16 protein-coding genes are annotated in these 18,653 nt (G+C 74.1%); 10 read left to right on the forward strand and 6 right to left on the reverse strand.

Annotated features, from left to right (window positions below; all coding sequences use genetic code 11):
* Positions 1 to 140: 140 nt before the first annotated feature.
* Complete coding sequence (locus tag ACH5A8_RS31265) at positions 141 to 314, reverse strand: CsbD family protein (RefSeq protein WP_399007357.1); 174 nt, start codon at positions 312 to 314, stop codon at positions 141 to 143.
* A 146-nt stretch (positions 315 to 460) separates the two neighbouring features.
* On the opposite strand from ACH5A8_RS31265, the gene ACH5A8_RS31270 reads away from it, so the two are divergent.
* Positions 461 to 2,074 (forward strand): right-handed parallel beta-helix repeat-containing protein, encoded by a 1,614-nt coding sequence (locus tag ACH5A8_RS31270; protein ID WP_399007358.1) that lies wholly within the window; start codon positions 461 to 463, stop codon positions 2,072 to 2,074.
* 87 nt (positions 2,075 to 2,161) lie between these two features.
* On the opposite strand, the gene ACH5A8_RS31275 is transcribed toward ACH5A8_RS31270, so the two are convergent.
* Complete coding sequence (locus ACH5A8_RS31275) at positions 2,162 to 3,664, reverse strand: MFS transporter (RefSeq protein WP_399007359.1); 1,503 nt, start codon at positions 3,662 to 3,664, stop codon at positions 2,162 to 2,164.
* Positions 3,665 to 3,910: 246 nt separating this feature from the next.
* Here ACH5A8_RS31275 and ACH5A8_RS31280 point away from each other — a divergent pair, with 246 nt between their 5' ends.
* From ACH5A8_RS31280 to ACH5A8_RS31295, 4 genes are all read left to right on the forward strand, one after another.
* Positions 3,911 to 4,366: an ATP-binding protein gene (locus tag ACH5A8_RS31280; RefSeq protein ID WP_399007360.1), complete on the forward strand. Its 456-nt coding sequence runs from the start codon at positions 3,911 to 3,913 to the stop codon at positions 4,364 to 4,366.
* Positions 4,367 to 4,599: 233 nt separating this feature from the next.
* On the forward strand, positions 4,600 to 5,442 hold the full coding sequence (locus ACH5A8_RS31285) for an MBL fold metallo-hydrolase (protein WP_399007361.1): 843 nt from the start codon (positions 4,600 to 4,602) through the stop codon (positions 5,440 to 5,442).
* A gap of 179 nt (positions 5,443 to 5,621) precedes the next feature.
* Positions 5,622 to 7,043 carry a polysaccharide pyruvyl transferase family protein gene (locus ACH5A8_RS31290; protein WP_399007362.1) on the forward strand — a complete coding sequence of 474 codons (1,422 nt, stop codon included), beginning with the start codon at positions 5,622 to 5,624 and terminating at the stop codon, positions 7,041 to 7,043.
* A complete protein-coding gene (locus ACH5A8_RS31295; RefSeq protein ID WP_399007363.1) occupies positions 7,043 to 8,497 on the forward strand; it encodes an FAD-dependent oxidoreductase in 1,455 nt (484 codons plus the stop codon). The genes ACH5A8_RS31290 and ACH5A8_RS31295 overlap by 1 nt, the downstream gene beginning before the upstream one ends.
* Here ACH5A8_RS31295 and ACH5A8_RS31300 read toward each other — a convergent pair.
* Positions 8,485 to 8,817 (reverse strand): hypothetical protein, encoded by a 333-nt coding sequence (locus ACH5A8_RS31300; protein ID WP_399007364.1) that lies wholly within the window; start codon positions 8,815 to 8,817, stop codon positions 8,485 to 8,487. The two genes, ACH5A8_RS31295 and ACH5A8_RS31300, sit on opposite strands and share 13 nt — an antisense overlap.
* A gap of 239 nt (positions 8,818 to 9,056) precedes the next feature.
* Here ACH5A8_RS31300 and ACH5A8_RS31305 point away from each other — a divergent pair, with 239 nt between their 5' ends.
* Entirely contained in the window at positions 9,057 to 9,902 is an 846-nt protein-coding gene (locus ACH5A8_RS31305; protein WP_399007365.1) for an RNA polymerase sigma factor SigF, read from the forward strand.
* A 78-nt stretch (positions 9,903 to 9,980) separates the two neighbouring features.
* Here the strand turns inward: ACH5A8_RS31305 and ACH5A8_RS31310 are convergent, their stop codons facing one another.
* The 3 genes from ACH5A8_RS31310 to ACH5A8_RS31320 all read right to left on the reverse strand — a co-directional run bounded on the left by ACH5A8_RS31310 (position 9,981) and on the right by ACH5A8_RS31320 (position 13,032).
* Positions 9,981 to 11,639, reverse strand: coding sequence for a catalase (locus ACH5A8_RS31310; protein ID WP_399007366.1), 1,659 nt, complete (start codon positions 11,637 to 11,639; stop codon positions 9,981 to 9,983).
* Between the two features lie 180 nt (positions 11,640 to 11,819).
* The gene (locus tag ACH5A8_RS31315) at positions 11,820 to 12,077 is read right to left on the reverse strand and encodes a hypothetical protein (RefSeq protein ID WP_399007367.1); all 258 of its coding nucleotides are present in this window, start codon (positions 12,075 to 12,077) and stop codon (positions 11,820 to 11,822) included.
* A 67-nt stretch (positions 12,078 to 12,144) separates the two neighbouring features.
* On the reverse strand, positions 12,145 to 13,032 hold the full coding sequence (locus tag ACH5A8_RS31320) for a DMT family transporter (RefSeq protein WP_399007368.1): 888 nt from the start codon (positions 13,030 to 13,032) through the stop codon (positions 12,145 to 12,147).
* 199 nt (positions 13,033 to 13,231) lie between these two features.
* Here ACH5A8_RS31320 and ACH5A8_RS31325 point away from each other — a divergent pair, with 199 nt between their 5' ends.
* From ACH5A8_RS31325 to ACH5A8_RS31340, 4 genes are all read left to right on the forward strand, one after another.
* Positions 13,232 to 14,596, forward strand: a complete 1,365-nt coding sequence (locus ACH5A8_RS31325) for an FAD-dependent oxidoreductase (RefSeq protein WP_399007369.1) — start codon at positions 13,232 to 13,234, stop codon at positions 14,594 to 14,596.
* A gap of 215 nt (positions 14,597 to 14,811) precedes the next feature.
* Positions 14,812 to 15,972: a YihY/virulence factor BrkB family protein gene (locus ACH5A8_RS31330; RefSeq protein WP_399007370.1), complete on the forward strand. Its 1,161-nt coding sequence runs from the start codon at positions 14,812 to 14,814 to the stop codon at positions 15,970 to 15,972.
* Between the two features lie 303 nt (positions 15,973 to 16,275).
* A complete protein-coding gene (locus tag ACH5A8_RS31335; protein ID WP_399007371.1) occupies positions 16,276 to 17,151 on the forward strand; it encodes a hypothetical protein in 876 nt (291 codons plus the stop codon).
* Positions 17,152 to 17,293: 142 nt separating this feature from the next.
* The gene (locus ACH5A8_RS31340) at positions 17,294 to 18,547 is read left to right on the forward strand and encodes a hypothetical protein (protein WP_399007372.1); all 1,254 of its coding nucleotides are present in this window, start codon (positions 17,294 to 17,296) and stop codon (positions 18,545 to 18,547) included.
* Positions 18,548 to 18,653: the final 106 nt, after the last annotated feature.

Raw genomic sequence — 18,653 nt, forward strand, 5'->3', positions numbered from 1 at the left:
GCCCCCCCGGCGGCCCCCCCGGGGCCCCCCCCCCGGGGGCCCCCCCCCCCCCCGGGGGGGGCGGGGGGGGGGCCCCCCCCCCCGGGGCCCGCGGGGGGGGCCCCCCCCCCCCCCCCCGCCGCGCAAGGCTTCAGGCTTCCTCAGGACTTGAAGGTGTCCTTGGTCTTCTCCTTGGCCTGACGGGCGTCGCCCTTCGACTTCTCGGCCTGGCCCTCGGCCGTCATGCGCTCGTTGCCCAGCGTCCGGCCGACCGTCTCCTTGGCCTTGCCCTTCATCTGTTCCTTCTTGGCCTTGCCCTTTTCGTCACCAGCCACTGTCGCTCACTCCAAGCCGCAATCGACGTCGGTGTCCACGGCCTCGGGTGTCCGGCCCGGCGGCCGGCAAACCCGCGCGCCGGCCGTCGTTGCCCGCGCGGCGCCCCTGGGTACCCGGCGCCCAGCAACAGGAGAGGAGCGTCGCCATGCCCGAGATCCTGACCGTCGACGCCCGCGAGCACGGCCTGGCCGGCGACGGGGTGACCAACGATCAGCCGGCCTTCCAGCGCCTGGTGGACGCGCTGGGCGCCGCCCGCGCCGCCGACGGTCGGCCGCGGGTCCTGCGCGTGCCCGCCGGGCGCTATCTCCTGCGCGACCGGCCCACCCTCTGGCGCAGCGGCGTCTCCCTGCTCGGCGCGGGACGGGGCGCCACCTGTTTCGTGCTGGCCAACCCGGGCGCCCCCACGACGCCCGTGCCCCTGGCGTGGTTCACCACCGCGCAGCACGGCGCCGGCCGGGACGACCACCTCGCGGACCTCACCTTCGCCCACTTCGAGATCGACGGCTCGGGCGTGGTCACCGAGGAGTACGACCCGCTGGCCAAGGGGCTCGGGCTCCAGTACGTGCTGCGCGGCCGGTTCAGCGACCTGTACATCCACGACACCGCGGCCACCGGCCTCGGCTGCGACTTCCTCCAGGACACGGTCGTGGAGGGCGTACTGGCCGAGCGGTGCGGGCGGCAGGACAGCGGCGAGCAGATGGGCGGCGCGGGGATCGGCATCGGCATCGGCGGCTGGGGCCGCGTCGAACGGCTCACCGTCACCGCCTGCACCGCCGTCGGCAACGGCACCAACGGGATCTTCCTGGAGCTGCAGAGCGACGACTGGCCGCTGCCCAGCGGCATCCGGATCACCGCCTGTCACGCCGAGGACAACCGGTTCGGCATCTCCGACTGGGGCGCCGACGGCCTGCTGGTCACCTCCTCCACCATGATCGGCAACCATGAGGCGGGGTTCGACGTGTCCTCGCAGGGGACCTCGAAGACCGGCGGCCGGGGCGGCATCGTGACCGGCTGCGTCATCGACGGGAACATCCGCGACGGCGTGGGGCTGGGCAACACCCCCGGCCCCTACGCCCTGCGCGGCAACCGGATCAGCGGCAACGGGCGGCACGGCTACTGGCAGCACGACCTGGCCGGCGGGGACCACGGGCCGGCCGCGGACGTCGTGCTGGAGGCCAACGACATCCGGGACAACGCCCTCGACGGTGTGCGCGTGGACGCCGCCCTGCGGGACTGCGCCATCGTGGGCAACCGGATCCGGGAGAACGGCCGGCGCGGCGCGGACGCCGCGTCGGGCGGCGGCGACGGGGTGCGCTGCGCCTCGCTGTCCCTGACCGACGAGGGCGCCGACTGGCCTTCGGACGGGCACCGGGGCAAGGAGGTGACCGTGGGGGCCCAGGCGGCCGTGGTGACCCGCAACACCGCGACCGAGCTGACCTTGGCCCCTCACCGGCCCGGTGCGGACACCGCCTGGCCGGACGGCGTCCCCGCGCCCGGGTCGCGCTATCGGCTGCCTGCCGCCCCGGACATGCGCGCCGGACTGGCCGTCGGCGCCGCCGTGACACGGGCGGAGATGCACGGCAACACGATCGGCGACGGCCGGGCCGCCCCGACGCAGACCCACGGCATGGGCGTCACGGCGGACGGCGCCTGGACCGACGGCCGGGTCTGCGACAACGATCTCCGCGGGAACGCGGTCGCGGCCACCCTGTTCGAGACACCGCCCTCGGGCGGCCGGTGGCGCGACAACGACGAGTGACGCGGTGCGTCGGCCCGCCCAGGGAAAGCCCCTGGCCCCTCGCGGGCGGAGGCGGGTCACCCCGGCCGGTCTCACTCCCGGCCGGTCTCACCCCCGCCCGGGGGCCCGGCAGGCCGGTGCGGGCTCGTCGGCGGGGCGCCGCGGATGCCCCGACGGCCGGCCGACGTGGTCGTGGCGCCAGTCGGCGACCGCCACCGCCAGGGCCGCCAGCATGGCCACCAGGGCGGCGCCCACCGACAGCGCCACCGCCTCGCGGTAGTCGCGGCCGGTGGCGGCGAGCACCGTGTAGAACAGGCCCGGCAGGGCCGCCGTGCCGATCGCGCCGCCCAGGCGCTGCCCGGTCTGCAGCGCGCCGCCCGCCGCTCCGGCCATCCGCACCGGCACGTCGCGCAGGGTCATGGTCACGTTCGGGGAGATCACGCAGCCGCTGCCCAGGCCACCGACGAACAGGGCGGGCGCGGCCAGCCAGGTCATGACGCCGGTGGGCGCGGACCACAGGATCCACGCCGACACGCCCAGGCCCGCGATCACGCCCACCAGCCCGCACAGGGTCAGCAGCCGCCCCGACCGCTCGACCAGCCGCCCGGACAGCACCGCGCCGAGGGCCGAGCCGATCGCGAACGGCGTCACCGCCAGTCCGGAGCGCAGCGGCTCGTAGCCGAGGCCGTTCTGGAAGAACAGCGCGAACACCAGCCAGACCCCGCTGAACCCCACGAAGTACAGGGCGCCCAGCGCCGTGCCGGCGGCGTAGCCGCGCGTGCTGGTGAGCAGCCGCGGATCCAGCAGCGGCCGGCCGTCGCGGGCCGCGACCCGCGTCTCCCAGCGGGCGAAGACGACCAGCAGTGCCAGACCGACGGGGAAGAGCCACCACAGCCGGCTCAGTCCCCCGCTCTCGGCGAACACCAGGGGCAGCATCAGGGCGAGCACCCCCGCGCCGAGCAGGGCCACGCCCGGCAGGTCGAGCCGTTCCCGGCGGCCGGGGGCCACCCGGGGCAGCAGCCGCAGCCCCAGCACGAGGGCGAGGGCCCCGACGGGCACGTTGACGTAGAAGATCCAGCGCCAGCCCTGGGCGCCGTGCGCGAGGGCCAGGATCAGGCCGCCGGTGACGGGGCCCACCGCACTGGAGACGCCCACCGTCGCACCGAACAGGCCGAAGGCCCGGCCGCGCTCGGCGCCGCGGAACATCTGCTGGATCAGGGCGGAGTTCTGCGGCGCCAGGCATCCCGCGCAGGCGCCCTGTGCGAGCCGGGCGGCCACCAGCCATCCGATCGTGGGCGCCGCGCCGGCCGCGGCGCTGCAGATCACGAAGCCCGCCAGGGCGCACAGGAAGATCCGGCGGCGGCCCACCGCGTCGCCGAGCCGGCCGGCCGGCACGAGGACCAGGGCGAACGCCAGGGCGTACCCGGACACCACCCACTGCACGGCGGACGCCGAGGCGCCGAGGTCGTGCTGCATCGACGGCAGGGCCACGGCCACGATCGTCACGTCGAGCAGGCTCATGAAACCGGTCGCCAGGGTGACCCACAGGGCCTTCCAGCGCCTGGGGTCGGGGCCGCCGCCGGGTCCGCTCGGCCGCGCTTTGCTGTTCACGAACGCTCCTCCTGGTCGCGTCCCGAGCACGCACCGGCCGTCGTGGCTGTGCGCCGAAGTGGCGCGTTCCCCCGTGGCGGCGGGCGGAACACCTCATCCACACGATCGCCGCATCCGGCGGCCGGGGCCACTTCGGCCGCCGTCCGGGGCCTTCCGGGTCGGGCCGGCTTCGGACGCGGAACACCGGGTAGCCGTAGCCAGGTCGGAGAGCACGAACCAAGACGAGCGGTGCAAAACGGTACTCCTATGATCACCCACCTGGGCAAGAAGGCGCCGGACGAGCGGGAGCGGAACAGCCCCGCCGCCGCGCTGCGCTACGGCGCGGCGTGGGTCGCCGGGGCCACTCGCACCGCCGACGCGCGGCGGGCCGTGCACGCCTTCCTCGCCCTGGCCGTCCGGACCGCCCAGGCCCGCGTCCCCCAGCGTGCCGAGCAGGACGCGCAACTCGTGGTGAGCGAGCTGGTCGCCAACGCCACGCGGCACGCGCCGGGGCCGTGCGGCCTGATGCTGGAGCTGTCCGCGGACCGCGCGCGGCTCGGCATCACCGTCTGGGACACCTCCCCCGCGCTGCCGCGGGTGCACGAGCGGGACGGGGCGCGCGTCGGCGGGCACGGCCTGTACCTGGTGCGGGCGTGCAGCCGGGCCGTGCGCGCCGTCGCCGGGCCGGGCGGCAAGCGGATCACCGCCGAGGTGGCCCTGTAGGCGAAGACGGGGCGCGGGCCGCGTATGCGCGTCCCCCGACCGGGGTACTCCGCACGGGTCCGGACTCCGCACGGCCTCCTCGTGTCACGGGGCGCGATCCCCCGGACGGACCCGATGCCGCCCCGCCCGGAACACGGCGCGGCGCCACCGGCCCGGACAGCCCGGTCCGGCACCCCTGCGGCACAGTCCCCGAAGAGCAAAGACGGGCCCCGTCCCGTCGGGCAAGGATCCCCATGGCCGCCTTCGACGACGACGTCATCGACCTGCATTTCCTCGGCACCGCGACGGTCCTGCTGCGGTACGGCGACCTCACCCTGCTGACGGATCCGAACTTCCTGCACCGCGGCGAGGCGGCCCATCTCGGGTACGGGCTGGTGAGCCGGCGCGTCACGGAGCCGGCGCTGGACGTCGCCGAGCTGCCGCGCCTGGACGCCGTGGTCCTCTCCCACCTGCACGGCGACCACTGGGACCGGCGGGCCCGGCGGGGCATGGACCGTTCGGTGCCGATCGTCACCACCCCGCACGCCGCCCGGCGGCTGAGCGGCTGGCAGGGCTTCCGGCACGCCGGCGGTCTGCGCACCTGGGAGAGCGGCGTCTTCCGGCGCGGCGCGTCGCAGGTGCGGGTGACGGCACTGCCCGGCCGGCACTCGCTGCATCCGGTGCTGCGCCGGATGCTGCCGCCGGTGATGGGCAGCATGCTGGAGTTCGGCCCGACCGGCGGGCCGGTGCGGCAGCGGCTGTACCTGTCGGGCGACACGTTGCTGTACGACGGCCTGGACGAGATCGCCCGCCGCTTCCCCACCGCCGACCTGGCCGTGCTCCACCTGGGCGGCACCCGGCTGCCGGGCGGTTTCGTGGTCACCATGGACGGCGCGCAGGGCGCGGAACTCGCCCGCCGCCTGGGACCGCGGCGCATCATGCCGGTGCATTACGACGACTATCCCGTCTTCCGCTCCCCGCTCGGCGACTTCCTGACCGAGGCGCGCCGGCTCGGCCTCGCCGAGCGGCTCGTCCACTGCCCCCGCGGACAGCACGCCCGGCTGCTCCCGCACGCCGACCGCGCCACGGTGCACTGACCCGGGCCCTGGCGGACGAGAGGCCCCGGGCGGCCGCCCGAGGTCCCCGACCGGACAGGCAGCGGCTGCCGGACCGCCGCCGAGGTGTTTTCCTCGTGGGGTGAGGGCAACTCGGCCCGCGCCTTGGCCCCGCACCGTCCCCGCAGCCGCTCCCCGGCCCCACGCAACCGGAGTCCCGGATGACCACTTCACCGCACCGGCCGCCCCGCTCACGGGCCCCGCGCATCGGCCTGCTGGGCTCCTACGGCGGCTACAACGTCGGCGACGAAGCCATCCTGCAGTGCGTCCTGGGCTGTCTGCGCGGTCACCGGCCCGGGGCGCGCCTGATCGTCTTCAGCCGCGACGCCGAGCACACCCGCGCGCACCAGCCGATGGCCGACGAGGTGGTGGCCTGGGAGGGCGTCCCGCAGAAGCAGGTCACCGACGTGCTGGCCGGTCTGGACCTGCTGGTGCTCGGCGGGGGCGGCATCCTCTACGACGGCGAGGCGCGCCGCTACCTGAAACTCGTCCGGGCGGCCCAGCTGCGCGGGGTGCGCACGTTCGCCTACGCGGTCGGCGCGGGCCCGCTGCACGAGAGCGACGACCGGGAGGCGGTGCGCACCGTGCTGGCGGACATGGACGAGGTGGTCGTGCGCGACCAGGAGTCGCGGCTCGTCCTGGAGGAGGTCGGCGTCGAGCGGGACCTCGTCGTCACCGCCGACCCGGCGCTGCTGCTGCCGCCCGAGCCCTTCACCGTGGAGATGATGCGCCAGGAAGGCGTGCCGGCCCACGCCCGGCTGGTGGGGATGTCGGTGCGCGAGCCGGGCCGGGCCGCGGAGAAGCTGGACGAGGGCGACTACCACGCGCTGCTCGCCGACGTGGCCGACTTCCTGGTGCGCCGCCTGGACGCGCATGTGGTGTTCATGCCGATGGAGCGCCACGACGTGCGCCACGCCCATGCCGTGCTGTCCCGGATGACCGCGCCGGACCGGGGCCGGATCCTGCACAGCGCCTACACGCCCGGGCAGGTGCTCGGTCTGATGAGCCATCTGGACCTGGTGGTCGGCATGCGTCTGCACTTCCTGATCTTCGCGGCCGTCTCCGGGCTGCCGGTCCTGCCGCTGCCGTACGCGGGCAAGGTCTTCGACTTCGCCCGCCGGCTGGGGGCGCCGGCGCTGGTCGGTGTGGCCCGCGAGCAGGTCGGGCTGCTGCTGGCGGAGGTGGACCGGCTGTGGGACGAGTTCCCGCAGCGCCGGGTGGACCTCGGAGCGCGGGTGCGCGAGCTGAGGGAACTGGCCGGGGAGACCTGCGCGCGGTGCGGACTCCTGCTGGACGACATGGACCGGCGGGCGGACCGCGCCGGCGATCCCCGGACCGAGGCCGCGCAGGGCGAGGGTGCGACGGCGGCGGTCGAGGGCGAGGACCCTGCCGGGCCGGCGGAGGGCGCGAGCCCGGCCGGTGCGGCGCAGGCCGCTCCCGGGCCCGGTGACCCGGGAGGATCCGACGCTCCCCGGGGGCCGGCCGAGGACGCCGCCGTGCCGGCCCCGCACGGTCTGCATCTGCTGGAAGCGGGGCCCGAGGACGGCGCGGTACGCAGCGGCGGCGCCGGACAGGAGGCGTGATGCCGGTCCTGCGCCGTCCCGAGCAGCCGCTGACCGTCGACCTGCCGCCGCGCACGGCCCGGCACGCGGGGCGCACGGACGTCCTGGTGGTGGGCGGCGGCCCGGCCGGGACCGCGGCGGCCTGCGCGGCGGCCGAGGCCGGCGCCGAGGTGATCCTGGTCGAGCGCTACGCGTTCCTCGGCGGCAACGCCACGGTCGCGCTGGTGATGCCGCTGATGTCGTTCCACAACGAGCACAAGCAGGCCGTGTTCGGAAAGGACGCGGCCCGGGAGCGGCTGCTGCCCACCGACCACGGCGAGGGCGAGCCGGTGGTCGCCGGCTTCCTGTGGCGGCTGCTGGACCGGCTCACCGCGTGCGGCGGCTGCATTCCGCCGTCCCTGCTGACGGGCTACACCGTGCCGTTCGACCCGGAGCTGTTCAAGCTGGTCCTGCTGGACCTGATGGACGAGGCCGGGGTGCGGCTGCTGTTCCACTCCTTCGCCTCGGGCGCGCTGCCGCTGGAGGACGGCTGGCGGGTCGTCTTCGAGACGAAGTCCGGCCCGGTGGTGATCGACGCGGGGGTCGTCGTGGACGGCACCGGCGACGGTGACGTGGCCGCCGCGTGCGGGGCGCCGTTCGAGGTGGGGCGCTCGGAGGACGGGCGGGTCCAGCCGATGACGCTGATGTTCCGGATGGCCGATTTCGCCCAGGAGCGCTTCAGCGGGTACGTCCGCGACCACCCCGACCAGTGGCGGGGCGTGCACGGGCTGTGGGACCTGGTGCAGGAGGCAGCCGAGGCGGGCGAGCTGAGGCTGCCGCGCGAGGACATCCTGTTCTTCGGCACCCCGCACCCGCGCGAGGTCGCCGTCAACAGCACCCGGGTGACCGGCGCGCTCGGCATCGACGTGTGGGACCTGAGCCGGGCCGAATGGACGGCGCGGCGCCAGCTGGCCGAGATCGACCGGTTCCTGCGCTCGCGGGTGCCGGGGTTCGAGGAGGCGTACGCGGTGCAGAGCGGCACCCAGATCGGGGTGCGCGAGACCCGCCGGGTGATGGGCGACTACCGGCTGACCGGCTACGACATCCTCGACGCCCGTTCCTTCCCGGACGTGGTCGCGCACGGCGCCTATCCCATCGACATCCACAACCCGGAGGGCACCGGTACGGTGATCAGGCGCGTCCCGCGGGGCCGCTTCTACGACATCCCGCTGCGCTGCCTGCTGCCGGCCGGGACCGACCGGCTGCTGGTCGCGGGACGGTGCATCTCGGGTTCGCACGTGGCGCACTCGTCGTACCGGGTGATGCCGATCGCCATGGCCACCGGCCAGGCGGCGGGGGTCTGCGCCGCGCTGGCCGGCCGCCTGGGGCGTTCCCCCCGCGAGGTGCCGTACGGCCTGGTGCAGCAGGAGCTGGCCCGTCAGGGCGCCCGGCTGCGGCTGCCCGAGGCCGGCCCCGGGGCCGCTCAGACCGTGTAGGCGTCGGTGTCCAGGTCGCGCCGTCCGCCGCGCAGCTCGTAGCGGGCGCGCAGGACGGCGGCGGCCTTCTCGCGGGGCACCGCGAGAAGCCCGAAGTGCTGACGGGCGTACTCCAGGACGTCGTCGACGGTGACCCGCCCGCGCGGTTCGCGCTCGCCGGGACCGGACCGCGGGGTGTTCTGCGCTCCGGCCAGGGCGCGGCGCCGGGCCGTGATGGCGATGTCGGCGGCGACCCCCAGTTGCGCCCGCACGTGCCGGGCCCGCTGTGCCGCCCGCTCGCGCGGCGACCGGCCGCCCAGACGATGGACCAGACGTCTCATCCCAACCCCCTGTCCTCGCGGCGCCGCGCCCCGGCCCGGGACGCGGCGCGATGATCACGTGCCGGGCCCCGGCTACCCCCGGGCGCGCCGATCAGGCTTCGTGGCGTGCATCACACGGACCGCTGGAGAAATAATGGGTGTGAGGTTTCGCGAGGGGGGTAGACGCTGCGGAGCCCGCCCGTGATCACGGGGCGGTCTTGGCAGGAAACACGTATCAGTCGGCGAAGGAGGACCGCACGATGGCGGTGACCACAGAGGTGAAGGCGACTCGGGCTCGGACGGAGCTGCCGGAGGTGGCCGACCCCTCCCAGGTCGCGCCGACCGACGCGCGGGCTCTGTCGCGGGTGTTCTTCGACCGGCTGGCGAGCCTGGAAGAGGGCACGCACGAGTACCAGTACGCCCGCAACACGCTGATCGAGATGAACATGTCCCTGGTCCGCTACGCGGCCGGCCGGTTCCGCAGCCGGGGCCCGCAGGAGATGGAGGACATCGTCCAGGTCGGCATGATCGGACTGATCAAGGCGATCGACCGGTTCGAGCTGGCCCGCGAGGTGGAGTTCACCTCCTTCGCGGTGCCGTACATCGTCGGCGAGATCAAGCGTTTCTTCCGCGACACGTCGTGGGCGGTGCACGTGCCGCGGCGGCTGCAGGAGGCCCGGGTCGAGCTGGCCAAGGCGACCGAGGAGCTGAGCAGCCGGCTGGGCCGCAAGCCCAGCACCAAGGAGCTGGCCGAGCTGATGAACCTCCCGGAGCCGGAGGTCGTCGACGCGATGGTGGCCTCCAACGGCTACACCTCCGCCTCGCTGGACGCCGCGGTGGGCGGCAGCGAGGACGGCGAGAGCGTCCTGGCCGACTTCATCGGCGCCGAGGACATGTCGATGGAGCTGGTGGAGGACCTCCACAGCCTGGCGCCGCTGCTGGCCGAGCTCGACGAGCGGGACCGGCAGATCATCCACATGCGGTTCGTGGAGGAGCTGACCCAGGCGCAGATCGGCGAGCGGCTCGGCATCTCCCAGATGCACGTCTCCCGTCTGCTCAACCGTCTGCTGGCGCGGCTGCGGCAGGGTCTGCTGACCACGCGCTGAGCCCCGGTTCGAGGGCCGGACGCCGCCGTCCTGGGGAGGTGGGCGGCGTCCGGCCCTTTCGCGTGCCGTCCGCGCCGGTCAGCGGGTGACGACGTGCCGTTCGTCGGGGACGCAGTGGGTCATGGTGAGGCCCTCGACGTCGCGCGGCGGGTTCTTGCCGAGGTTGGACAGGCGCTTGCGGTCCTCGTCCGTGAGGTCCTGTCCGGCCAGCGGCTCGAGCCCGGCGACGTCCTCGGGAGAGATGCCCAGGCGCTCGCCGACCTTCAGGCCGAGGTCGTTCTCGACCAGCAGGAAGTGCCACACCATGCGCTCCTGCACCGGCCGGTCGCACCGGGAGAGCAGGGCGACGAAGTTCCTCACCAGGTCGTCGCGCTCCCACTCCTCCAGCAGCAGGTAGCGCTGGCCGGCCTGGAGGTAGTCGTTGGCGCGCGGGATGCGCTTGCGGGTGAGCCGGCCGCGGATCTCGGGTCCCTGCTCGTCGTGGCGCGGGAGCGGGGCCTCATGGAGGCCGCCGGTGATCGACGGTTCGTAGTTGACGATGGGGTTGGCCCCGCCGCCGTCGACGTGGTACGTCATCTGCCCGTCGCGCTGGTTGGTGCGCACCTGGGCGTTCTTCGGCTGGTTGACCGGGAGCTGGAGATAGTTGGGGCCGACCCGGTAGCGCTGGGTGTCGCTGTAGGAGAAGGTCCGGCCGACGAGCATCTTGTCGTCGGAGAAGTCGAGGCCGTCGACGAGCACGCCGGTGCCGAAGGAGATCTGCTCGTTCTCCGCGAAGTAGTCCTGCGGCATCCGGTCGAGCACCATCCGGCCGACCGGTTTCGGCGGGAAGTCCTGCTCGGGCCAGGTCTTGGTGTCGTCCAGCGGATCGAAGTCCAGCTCCGGGTGGTCGTGGTCGTCCATCATCTGCACGAGCAGTTCCCACTCTGGGTACTCGCCCCGCTCGATCGCCTCGTACAGGTCCTTGGTGGCGTGGCCGAGGGAGTCCGCCTGGACGTTGGCGGCGTCCTCCTCGGTCATGCTGTGCACGCCCTGCTTGGGCATCCAGTGGTACTTCACCAGGACGGTGCGGCCCTCCTCGTCCACCCACTTGTAGGTGTTGACGCCGAAGCCCTGCATGTGCCGGTAGTCGGCGGGGATGCCGCGCGGGCTGAACAGATTCACCAGCATGTGCATGGACTCCGGGGTCTGCGACATGAAGTCGAAGATCCTGCGGGGCTGCTGCTCGAAGGTGACCGGGTCGGGCTTGAGGGCGTGGATGACGTCGGGGAACTTGATGGCGTCCCGGATGAAGAAGACGCCGAGGTTGTTGCCGACGAGGTCCCAGTTGCCGTCCTCGGTGTAGAACTTCACCGCGAAGCCGCGCGGGTCGCGGGCGGCCTCGGAGGAGTCCCGGCCGCCGATCACCGTGGAGAAACGGACCGCGACGTCGGTGCGCTTGCCGCGCTCCTGGAAGAGCTTGGCCCTGGTGTAGCGGCTGACGGGCTCGTCGCCCCAGGCGCCGTACGCCTCGAAGTAGCCGTACGCCGTCACGCCCCGGGCGTGCACGACGCGCTCCGGGATGCGTTCGCGGTCGAAGTGGCTGATCTTCTCCAGGAACTGGTAGTTCTCCAGCGTGGCCGGGCCACGGGCGCCGACGGTGCGCTGGTTCTGGTTGTCGTGGACGGGGTGGCCCTGCCGGTTGGTGAGGACCTTGCGGTCGCCGCCCGGGGCGGACCCCTTGCTGGATACGTCCGTCATGCCCGTGGACTCCTTCGACTTCGACTCGTCTCGTCCCTGCGGTTGCGGCGCGGACGCGGGCCGCGCGGCACTCGCCGTCCGGCGCGGCGCGGCGGGCCGGACACCCTCGGGGCCCGGCTTGCCCTGTCTCACGCGGATACGGCCACCTTCGCACCCCCGGGGCGGTTCCAGCGGCCGGGGTTAGGCCGAACGGCGCGGGTGCCGCGGCCCAGGGTGCTCCGTCCACAGCCGCCAGGCCGACCACAGCCACAGGGCGCCGAAGGACGCCAGCAGGGCGAGCAGGACGAGGACCTGCCGTACGTCGGCGTCATGGCCGAGCACCGCCGCGAAGAGCGCAAGGGTCCACAGGCCCGTGCCGGCCGCGTACACGTCGTACAGCCGGCGCAGCCGGTCCGCGGCCGTCGCGCCGGACGGGGAGGGAGCCACCGTAGGAGTCATGGGCTGCCGGTTACCCCGCGCCGCCGTTCGTATGACCGTGTGACCGCCAACAGCTGTGGGCGCGGGGTCAGTCGGAGGTGCGGACGGCCGGCTCGTCGCCGGCCAGGGTCTCCTGGGCGTGCGGGACGACACGGGTCAGGCGCAGGACCCCCCACAGGATGAGTCCGGTGCCCAGGAGTTCGGGCACGAGCCAGACGCCGGTGCGGATGTGCTCGCCGAAGAGCAGGACGCCCAGCAGCAGGCTCACCGTCGCGTCGCCGATGGTCAGCGCGGGCTGGGAGGCCGCCAGCGAACCGGCCTGCAGCGCGTTCTCGAGCAGCAGCAGCGAGCTGACGCCGAGGACGGCGAACCCGTACGTCTGCCAGGTGGTGAGGAAGGCGACGAAGCCCTCGGTCTCCAGGGTGGCGCTCGCGGACTTCAGCATCGCGGCGGTCAGCGCGTTGCCGGTCGCGGCGGCGGCCGCCAGTACGGCGGCCTTGAACAGCGACGACCGCGTCGCACGGGCGAGGGCGACCGCTGTCACCATCGCCCCGAGGCACAGGGCCAGTGCGGGCAGCCACCGCACCATGGGCGCCTGGTCGTGGGAGCCGGAGGGGGCGGCCGCGACCAGCACCAGCGCCAGGCCCCCCACCATGCCGCCCACGGCCCACCAGCCGGCGGCCGGCAGCTTCTTGCGCATGAGCAGCCCCGCGATGAACAGGGCGAACGGCAGCTCCATGATGAACAGCGGCTGCACCAGCGCCATCGGCCCGTTGACCAGCGCAAGCGCCTGGAACATGGCGGAGCACACCACCCCGGCGATGCCGGCCAGCCAGACCGGGTGCCGGGCGAGTGTCATCATCAGCCGCAGTCCGCCGCCGGAGGGTACGGTGGCGGCGGCCTTGCGCTGGCAGGCCGTGCCCACGGCGTTGCTGGCGGCTCCCAGGAGGGCGAAGCAGGCGGCCAGTCCGATCACAGACTCCACCATGCCCGACCGGAGGCGTCCCGTCCTGCCGCGGCGCTCCTCGCCGCGCGTTCACGATCATTACCGCGGCTTTGATCAGGCATAACCGTGCCTTATGACCTCATAGACGGGACCCGCGTACCAAGTTAGGCATGCCTCAGTTTAGGGTTGCCGACGAGTCCGCCCATCCCCGCTCGAAGGGAACCTGATCATGCCGCGCCCACTGCGGGTAGCCATCGTCGGAGCCGGCCCCGCCGGCATCTACGCCGCCGACGCCCTGCTCAAGTCCGGCGTGGCCGCCGAGCCGGGCGTGTCCATCGACCTCTTCGAGAGGATGCCGGCCCCGTTCGGCCTGATCCGCTACGGCGTCGCCCCCGACCATCCTCGGATCAAGGGCATCGTCACCGCGCTCCACCAGGTGCTCGACAAGCCCCAGATCCGGCTGTTCGGCAACGTCGACTACCCGAACGACATCGGCCTGGACGACCTGCGCGCCTTCTACGACGCGGTGATCTTCTCCACCGGCGCCACGGCCGACCGGGCGCTGCCGATACCCGGCGTCGACCTCGACGGCTCCTACGGGGCCGCCGACTTCGTCTCCTGGTACGACGGCCACCCGGACGTGCCGCGCACCTGGCCGCTGGAGGCCGAGAAGGTCGCCGTGCTCGGCGTCGGCAACGTGGCCCTCGACGTGGCCCGGATCCTGGCCAAGACGGCCGACGAACTGCTGCCCACCGAGATCCCGCCGAACGTGTACGACGGCCTGAAGGCCAACAAGGCGCTGGAGATCCACGTGTTCGGCCGGCGCGGTCCCGCGCAGGCGAAGTTCAGCCCGATGGAGCTGCGGGAGCTGGATCACTCCCCCAACATCGAGGTCATCGTCGACCCCGAGGACATCGACTACGACGAGGGCTCGATCGCCACCCGGCGCGGCAACAAGCAGGCCGACATGGTCGCCAAGACCCTGGAGAACTGGGCGATCCGCGACATCGGCGACCGTCCGCACAAGCTGTTCCTGCACTTCTTCGAGTCGCCGGCGGAGATCCTCGGCGAGGACGGCAAGGTGGCCGGGCTGCGCACCGAGCGCACCGAGCTCGACGGCACCGGCAACGTCAAGGGCACCGGCGCCTTCAAGGACTGGGACGTCACCGCGGTCTACCGAGCCGTCGGCTACCTCTCCGACCGGCTGCCGAAGCTGCCGTGGGACGAGGCCTCGGGCACGGTTCCCGACGAGGGCGGCCGGGTCGTCGGCGAGACCGGCGAGCACGTCCGGTCGACGTATGTCACCGGCTGGATCCGGCGCGGCCCCATCGGTCTCATCGGCCACACCAAGGGCGACGCCAACGAGACGGTCGCCAACCTGCTGGACGACCACGCGAACGGGCGGCTGCACACGCCCGCCTCGCCCGCCCCGGAGGCCGTCGACGCCTTCCTCACCGAGCGCCAGGTCCGCTTCACCACCTGGGAGGGCTGGTACCGGCTGGACGCCGCCGAGAAGGCCCTGGGCGAACCGCAGGGCCGCGAACGCGTGAAGATCGTCGAGCGCGAGGACATGCTGCGGGAGAGCGGCGCGTAGGGCGACGGCTGTTCGCCTGACGGGCGGTCGCCGACCCGGGCCGCCCCACCCCACAGCGGCCCGGGCCGCCGCCCCGGCCCGCCACGGCCGGGGCGGCGGCCGTCCGTCCGCTCCGGCTCGGCCCTCACGGGCCGCGGGGCGGTGCGCCGCCGTCCCGGCGGAACACACGCGGGCCCGCCACGCGTGTTTGCGGGCTGTGCGGACACCCGGACAGCATGAACCGTCTGCACCTTCCCGGTCGCCGGGACCACTCCACCGGCAAGGACGCCCGACAGCACGACGGGCGGGCCGTGCGCGACGAGGACGACGGGCGGAAGAGCGACCGCGGCTCGCGGCGGCCGCCCGACGCCGCGGGGGCGTCGCCCGACGCGGCGGACAGGTCGCCCGACGCGTTCGGGCCGGACGCCGCGGCCGAGCGGGACGCGCCCGACTCGCCCACGGAGCTGCCCGGCCGTTCCTGGCTCGCGGTGCTGCGGCGGGTCCTCGCGGAGTTCAAGGACGACGAGCTGACCGACCGCGCCGCGGCGCTCACGTACTACGGGGTGCTGGCGCTGTTCCCGGCGCTGCTCGTGCTGGTCTCCCTGCTCGGCATCGCCGGTCACTCGGCCACCGAGCGGGTGCTGGACAACCTGCAGAAACTGGCGCCGGGTCCCGCGCGGGACATCATCGTCAACGCGGTGCACCAGTTGCAGAACAGCGCCGGGCTGGGCTCGGTGCTGGCGGTGGTGGGCGTGCTCGGCGCGGTGTGGTCGGCGTCCGGCTACGTCGCCGCGTTCATCCGGGCGGCCAACGCCGTGTACGACGTCCCGGAGGGCCGCCCGGTGTGGAAGGTGCTGCCGCTCAGGGTGGTGCTGACCGTCTCGCTGATGCTGCTCGCCGTGGCCAGCGCGCTGATCGTGGTGTTCACCGGCAGCCTGGCCCGTCAGGCGGGGACCGCGGTGGGCCTCGGCGACGCGGGGATGACCGTGTGGTCCATCGCGAAGTGGCCGGTCCTGGTCGTCCTGGTCACAATGATGATCGCGCTGCTGTACTGGGCCACCCCCAACGCCAAGGTCCGGGGCTTCAGGTGGATCACCCCCGGCAGTGTGCTCGCCCTGCTGATCTGGCTGGCTGCCTCGGCCGGCTTCGCCTTCTACGTCGCCAACTTCGGCTCGTACAACAAGACGTACGGTGCGCTGGCCGGAGTCATCGTCTTCCTCGTGTGGCTGTGGGTCACCAATCTGGCCATCCTGCTGGGGCTGGAGTTCGACGCGGAGATGGCGCGGCAGCGTGTGATCGACGGCGGGCACCCGGCGGACGAGGAGCCCTATGTGGAGCCCCGGGACACGCGTGCCTGGGACGAGCAGGACCAGCGCCGCATGGACGAGGGCTGCTGAGCCCGCACGGCCGCCGGTCCCGCGGGGCCTGCCCGGCGGCGCCTCCCCGTAGGAGCGGGACCGTCGCGGGCGGAGGGTTTCGCCACGAGGACGCCGAGGAGCGGTCGTGCCGCGGTCCCGGATCCCCCGGTACCGCGAGCGCGGGTCGCCCGCGCACGAGCCGTGCCCCGGACAGGGGCACGGCTCGTCGCGTCGGCTGCCCCCGGGCTCCTGCGCCCGCCGGTGCGGGCGTGAGCGGGCCCGGACGGGGAAGCCGAAGCGGACCGAGCACACACCGACGAACCCCTGTGGGAGGAGAGAACTGTGTCGCGAGCACGGATCGCAACCGCCGTCGCCACGCTGAGCCTGGTGTTAGGGGTGAGCGCCTGCGGCAACGGCTCCGGGAACGGGGCGGGCAAGGGCGCTTCCACCGGAGCGGGGGCGAGCACGACCCCCAGGGCCGAGGCCGTCCAGGACGCGTACCGCAAGACCGTGGCCGCCGACAGCGCGCGGATGACGCTCACCAGCGAGGCCGTCACCGAGGGGCAGAAGGTCACCGCGCACGGCGACGGCGTGGTGGACCTGAAGGACCGCGCCAGCCGCATGACCCTCACCTCGCAGGGCAGCACGGTCGAGCAGCGCGTCGTCCACGACACCGTGTACCAGAAGCCGTCCGACACGAAGCGGACCGGCCTGCCCGCCGGCAAGACCTGGACGAGCATCGACCTGAAGCGCCTGGTCCGCTCCGGGTCCGCGAGCAGTTCCCGGGCGAGCGACCCGGCCGAACCGCTCGGCTACATCGAGCACGTCCGCCCGCAGGACGTCACCCACGTCGGCGAAGACACGGTGGACGGCGCGTCCACCGCCCACTACCGGGTCGACGTGCCGGTGTCGACGCTGGCCAAGGGCAACGCCGCACAGGCCGACGAGCTGCGCCGGCAGCTCGGCGCCACGTCGCTGCCCGTGGACCTGTGGCTGGACGACGAGGGCCGGCTGCGGCAGGAGAGCGTGCGGATGACCCTGCGGCCCCTGAAGCAGCGGACGCCGGGCCGGGAGAACACGCGGCTGACGAGCACCACGGTGCTGAAGTTCTCCGACTTCGGCACCGACGCCGACGTGACGCCGCCGCCCGCCCGGGACACCGCGGACGTCACCGACAAGCTGATCAAGAGCGACGGGTCCGCGGCGCTGCGGGACTGACCTCGGCGGCGGCCCTGAGGACGGGAGCGCCGGGGGCCGGGGCCGCGCCCGACGCGCCGGGCGCGCGGGCCCCGGGCGACCGATCATGATCCGCTACCGTGATACTGGCAGTCGTACGCCGTCCCCGCCCGCAGATTGGCCCATGTCGAACTCTTCCTCACCCCGTCCCCCGGCGCCGCCCACGGTGTGGTCGGCGCGCGGCCGCCACACCGGTCCGGCCGCGGCGGACGCCGTACGGCGCCATCTGGAGCGGCTCAAGGCCGGGCACGTCATCCTCAGTCACCTGGAACCGGACGACGCCCAGTCCGAAAGCGAGCAGGTGTTCGAGGCGCGCTGGCTGGCACCCGGCGAGGTGACCGTGCGCGCCCGGCTGGCCCTGTCGCCGCACCGCGGTTCCGCCACGGACCGGCAGTGGGTGCTGGTGGCGGAGGCGGAACAGCCCTGGGACGTCCGGTGGCCGTCCCCCGCGGCGATGTTCTGGCCCCAGGAGCCCGGCTCCGGCTGGGACCACGAGGCCGGCACCGGTCTGCGCCTGGGGGACGCGAACGACCTCCCCGAGGACGACAAGGAACTCCGGCGGGTCCTGCGGCACGCGGTGCGCGACACCTGGTGCGTGCACCTCGTCGTGCACGAGGCCATGACGCCCGACGAACGCGGCCGGGCCGCCCTGGTGCGGCTGCTGCCCGAAGGGCTGCGGCACCGGGTCGTGGAGCACCGCGCCGCGCCGCACCGCCTCCGGGCCGTCAACTGGGTGCTGGACGACTTCGGCACCCGGGTGCCCCGGGGCGGCGCGGTCGTCCTGCCCGGCGCCTCGGCCGCGGCCGGACACGACGCGCAGGAGTTCTCCGTACGCAGCGTCTTCCTGGACGGCGAGGAGCCGACGGAGGTGCTCGACGCGGTCACCCGGTTCGCCGCGCTGCCGCTGCCCCTGCCGGACGGCGCTCGGACGGCGCTGACCGCGCTGCGCGAGCAGTGGCACCTGATGACGCTGGAGGAGGAGCTGGTCCGCGCGCGGGAGCTGGTCGCCATGTACGCCGAGGCGCTGGACGCGATGACGAAGTCCCGGGACCTGTACCGCGAGGCGGCGGAGCGGGCCAACGAGGCCCTCGCCGTCTACCGCGAGGCCGCCGGCGCCCAGGGCGCGCTGCCCGCGCAGAAGCCGGTCCGCGCGTCGGCCGGTTCGCCGTTCCGGCAGCTGGCGCGCGGCTTCGGACGGCTCAGGGGGACGGCCCTGTCGCTGCGGCCCGGGCCCGCCGGGGAGGCCACGCCGGCCGGCGCCGGTGCGCCGCCGCGCGCCTCCTCCCCGCAGGCTCCCCCGCTCGGCGGCGCCGACGGTCCGGCGAAGGACGCCGCCTCGCCGGCGGACGCCCCCGCCCCTCGCCCGGCCGGGGACTGAGTCCGGCTCCCGGCGCGCTCCGGCGTGCCGGGACGTGTCAGCGGCCGCAGGCTGGATACGCGGTCCTGCACACACGGCGGCACGGCACGCCGGGGAAGGTCATCCA

This window comes from Streptomyces sp. NPDC018610, from assembly GCF_044391765.1.
GTDB lineage: Bacteria > Actinomycetota > Actinomycetes > Streptomycetales > Streptomycetaceae > Streptomyces.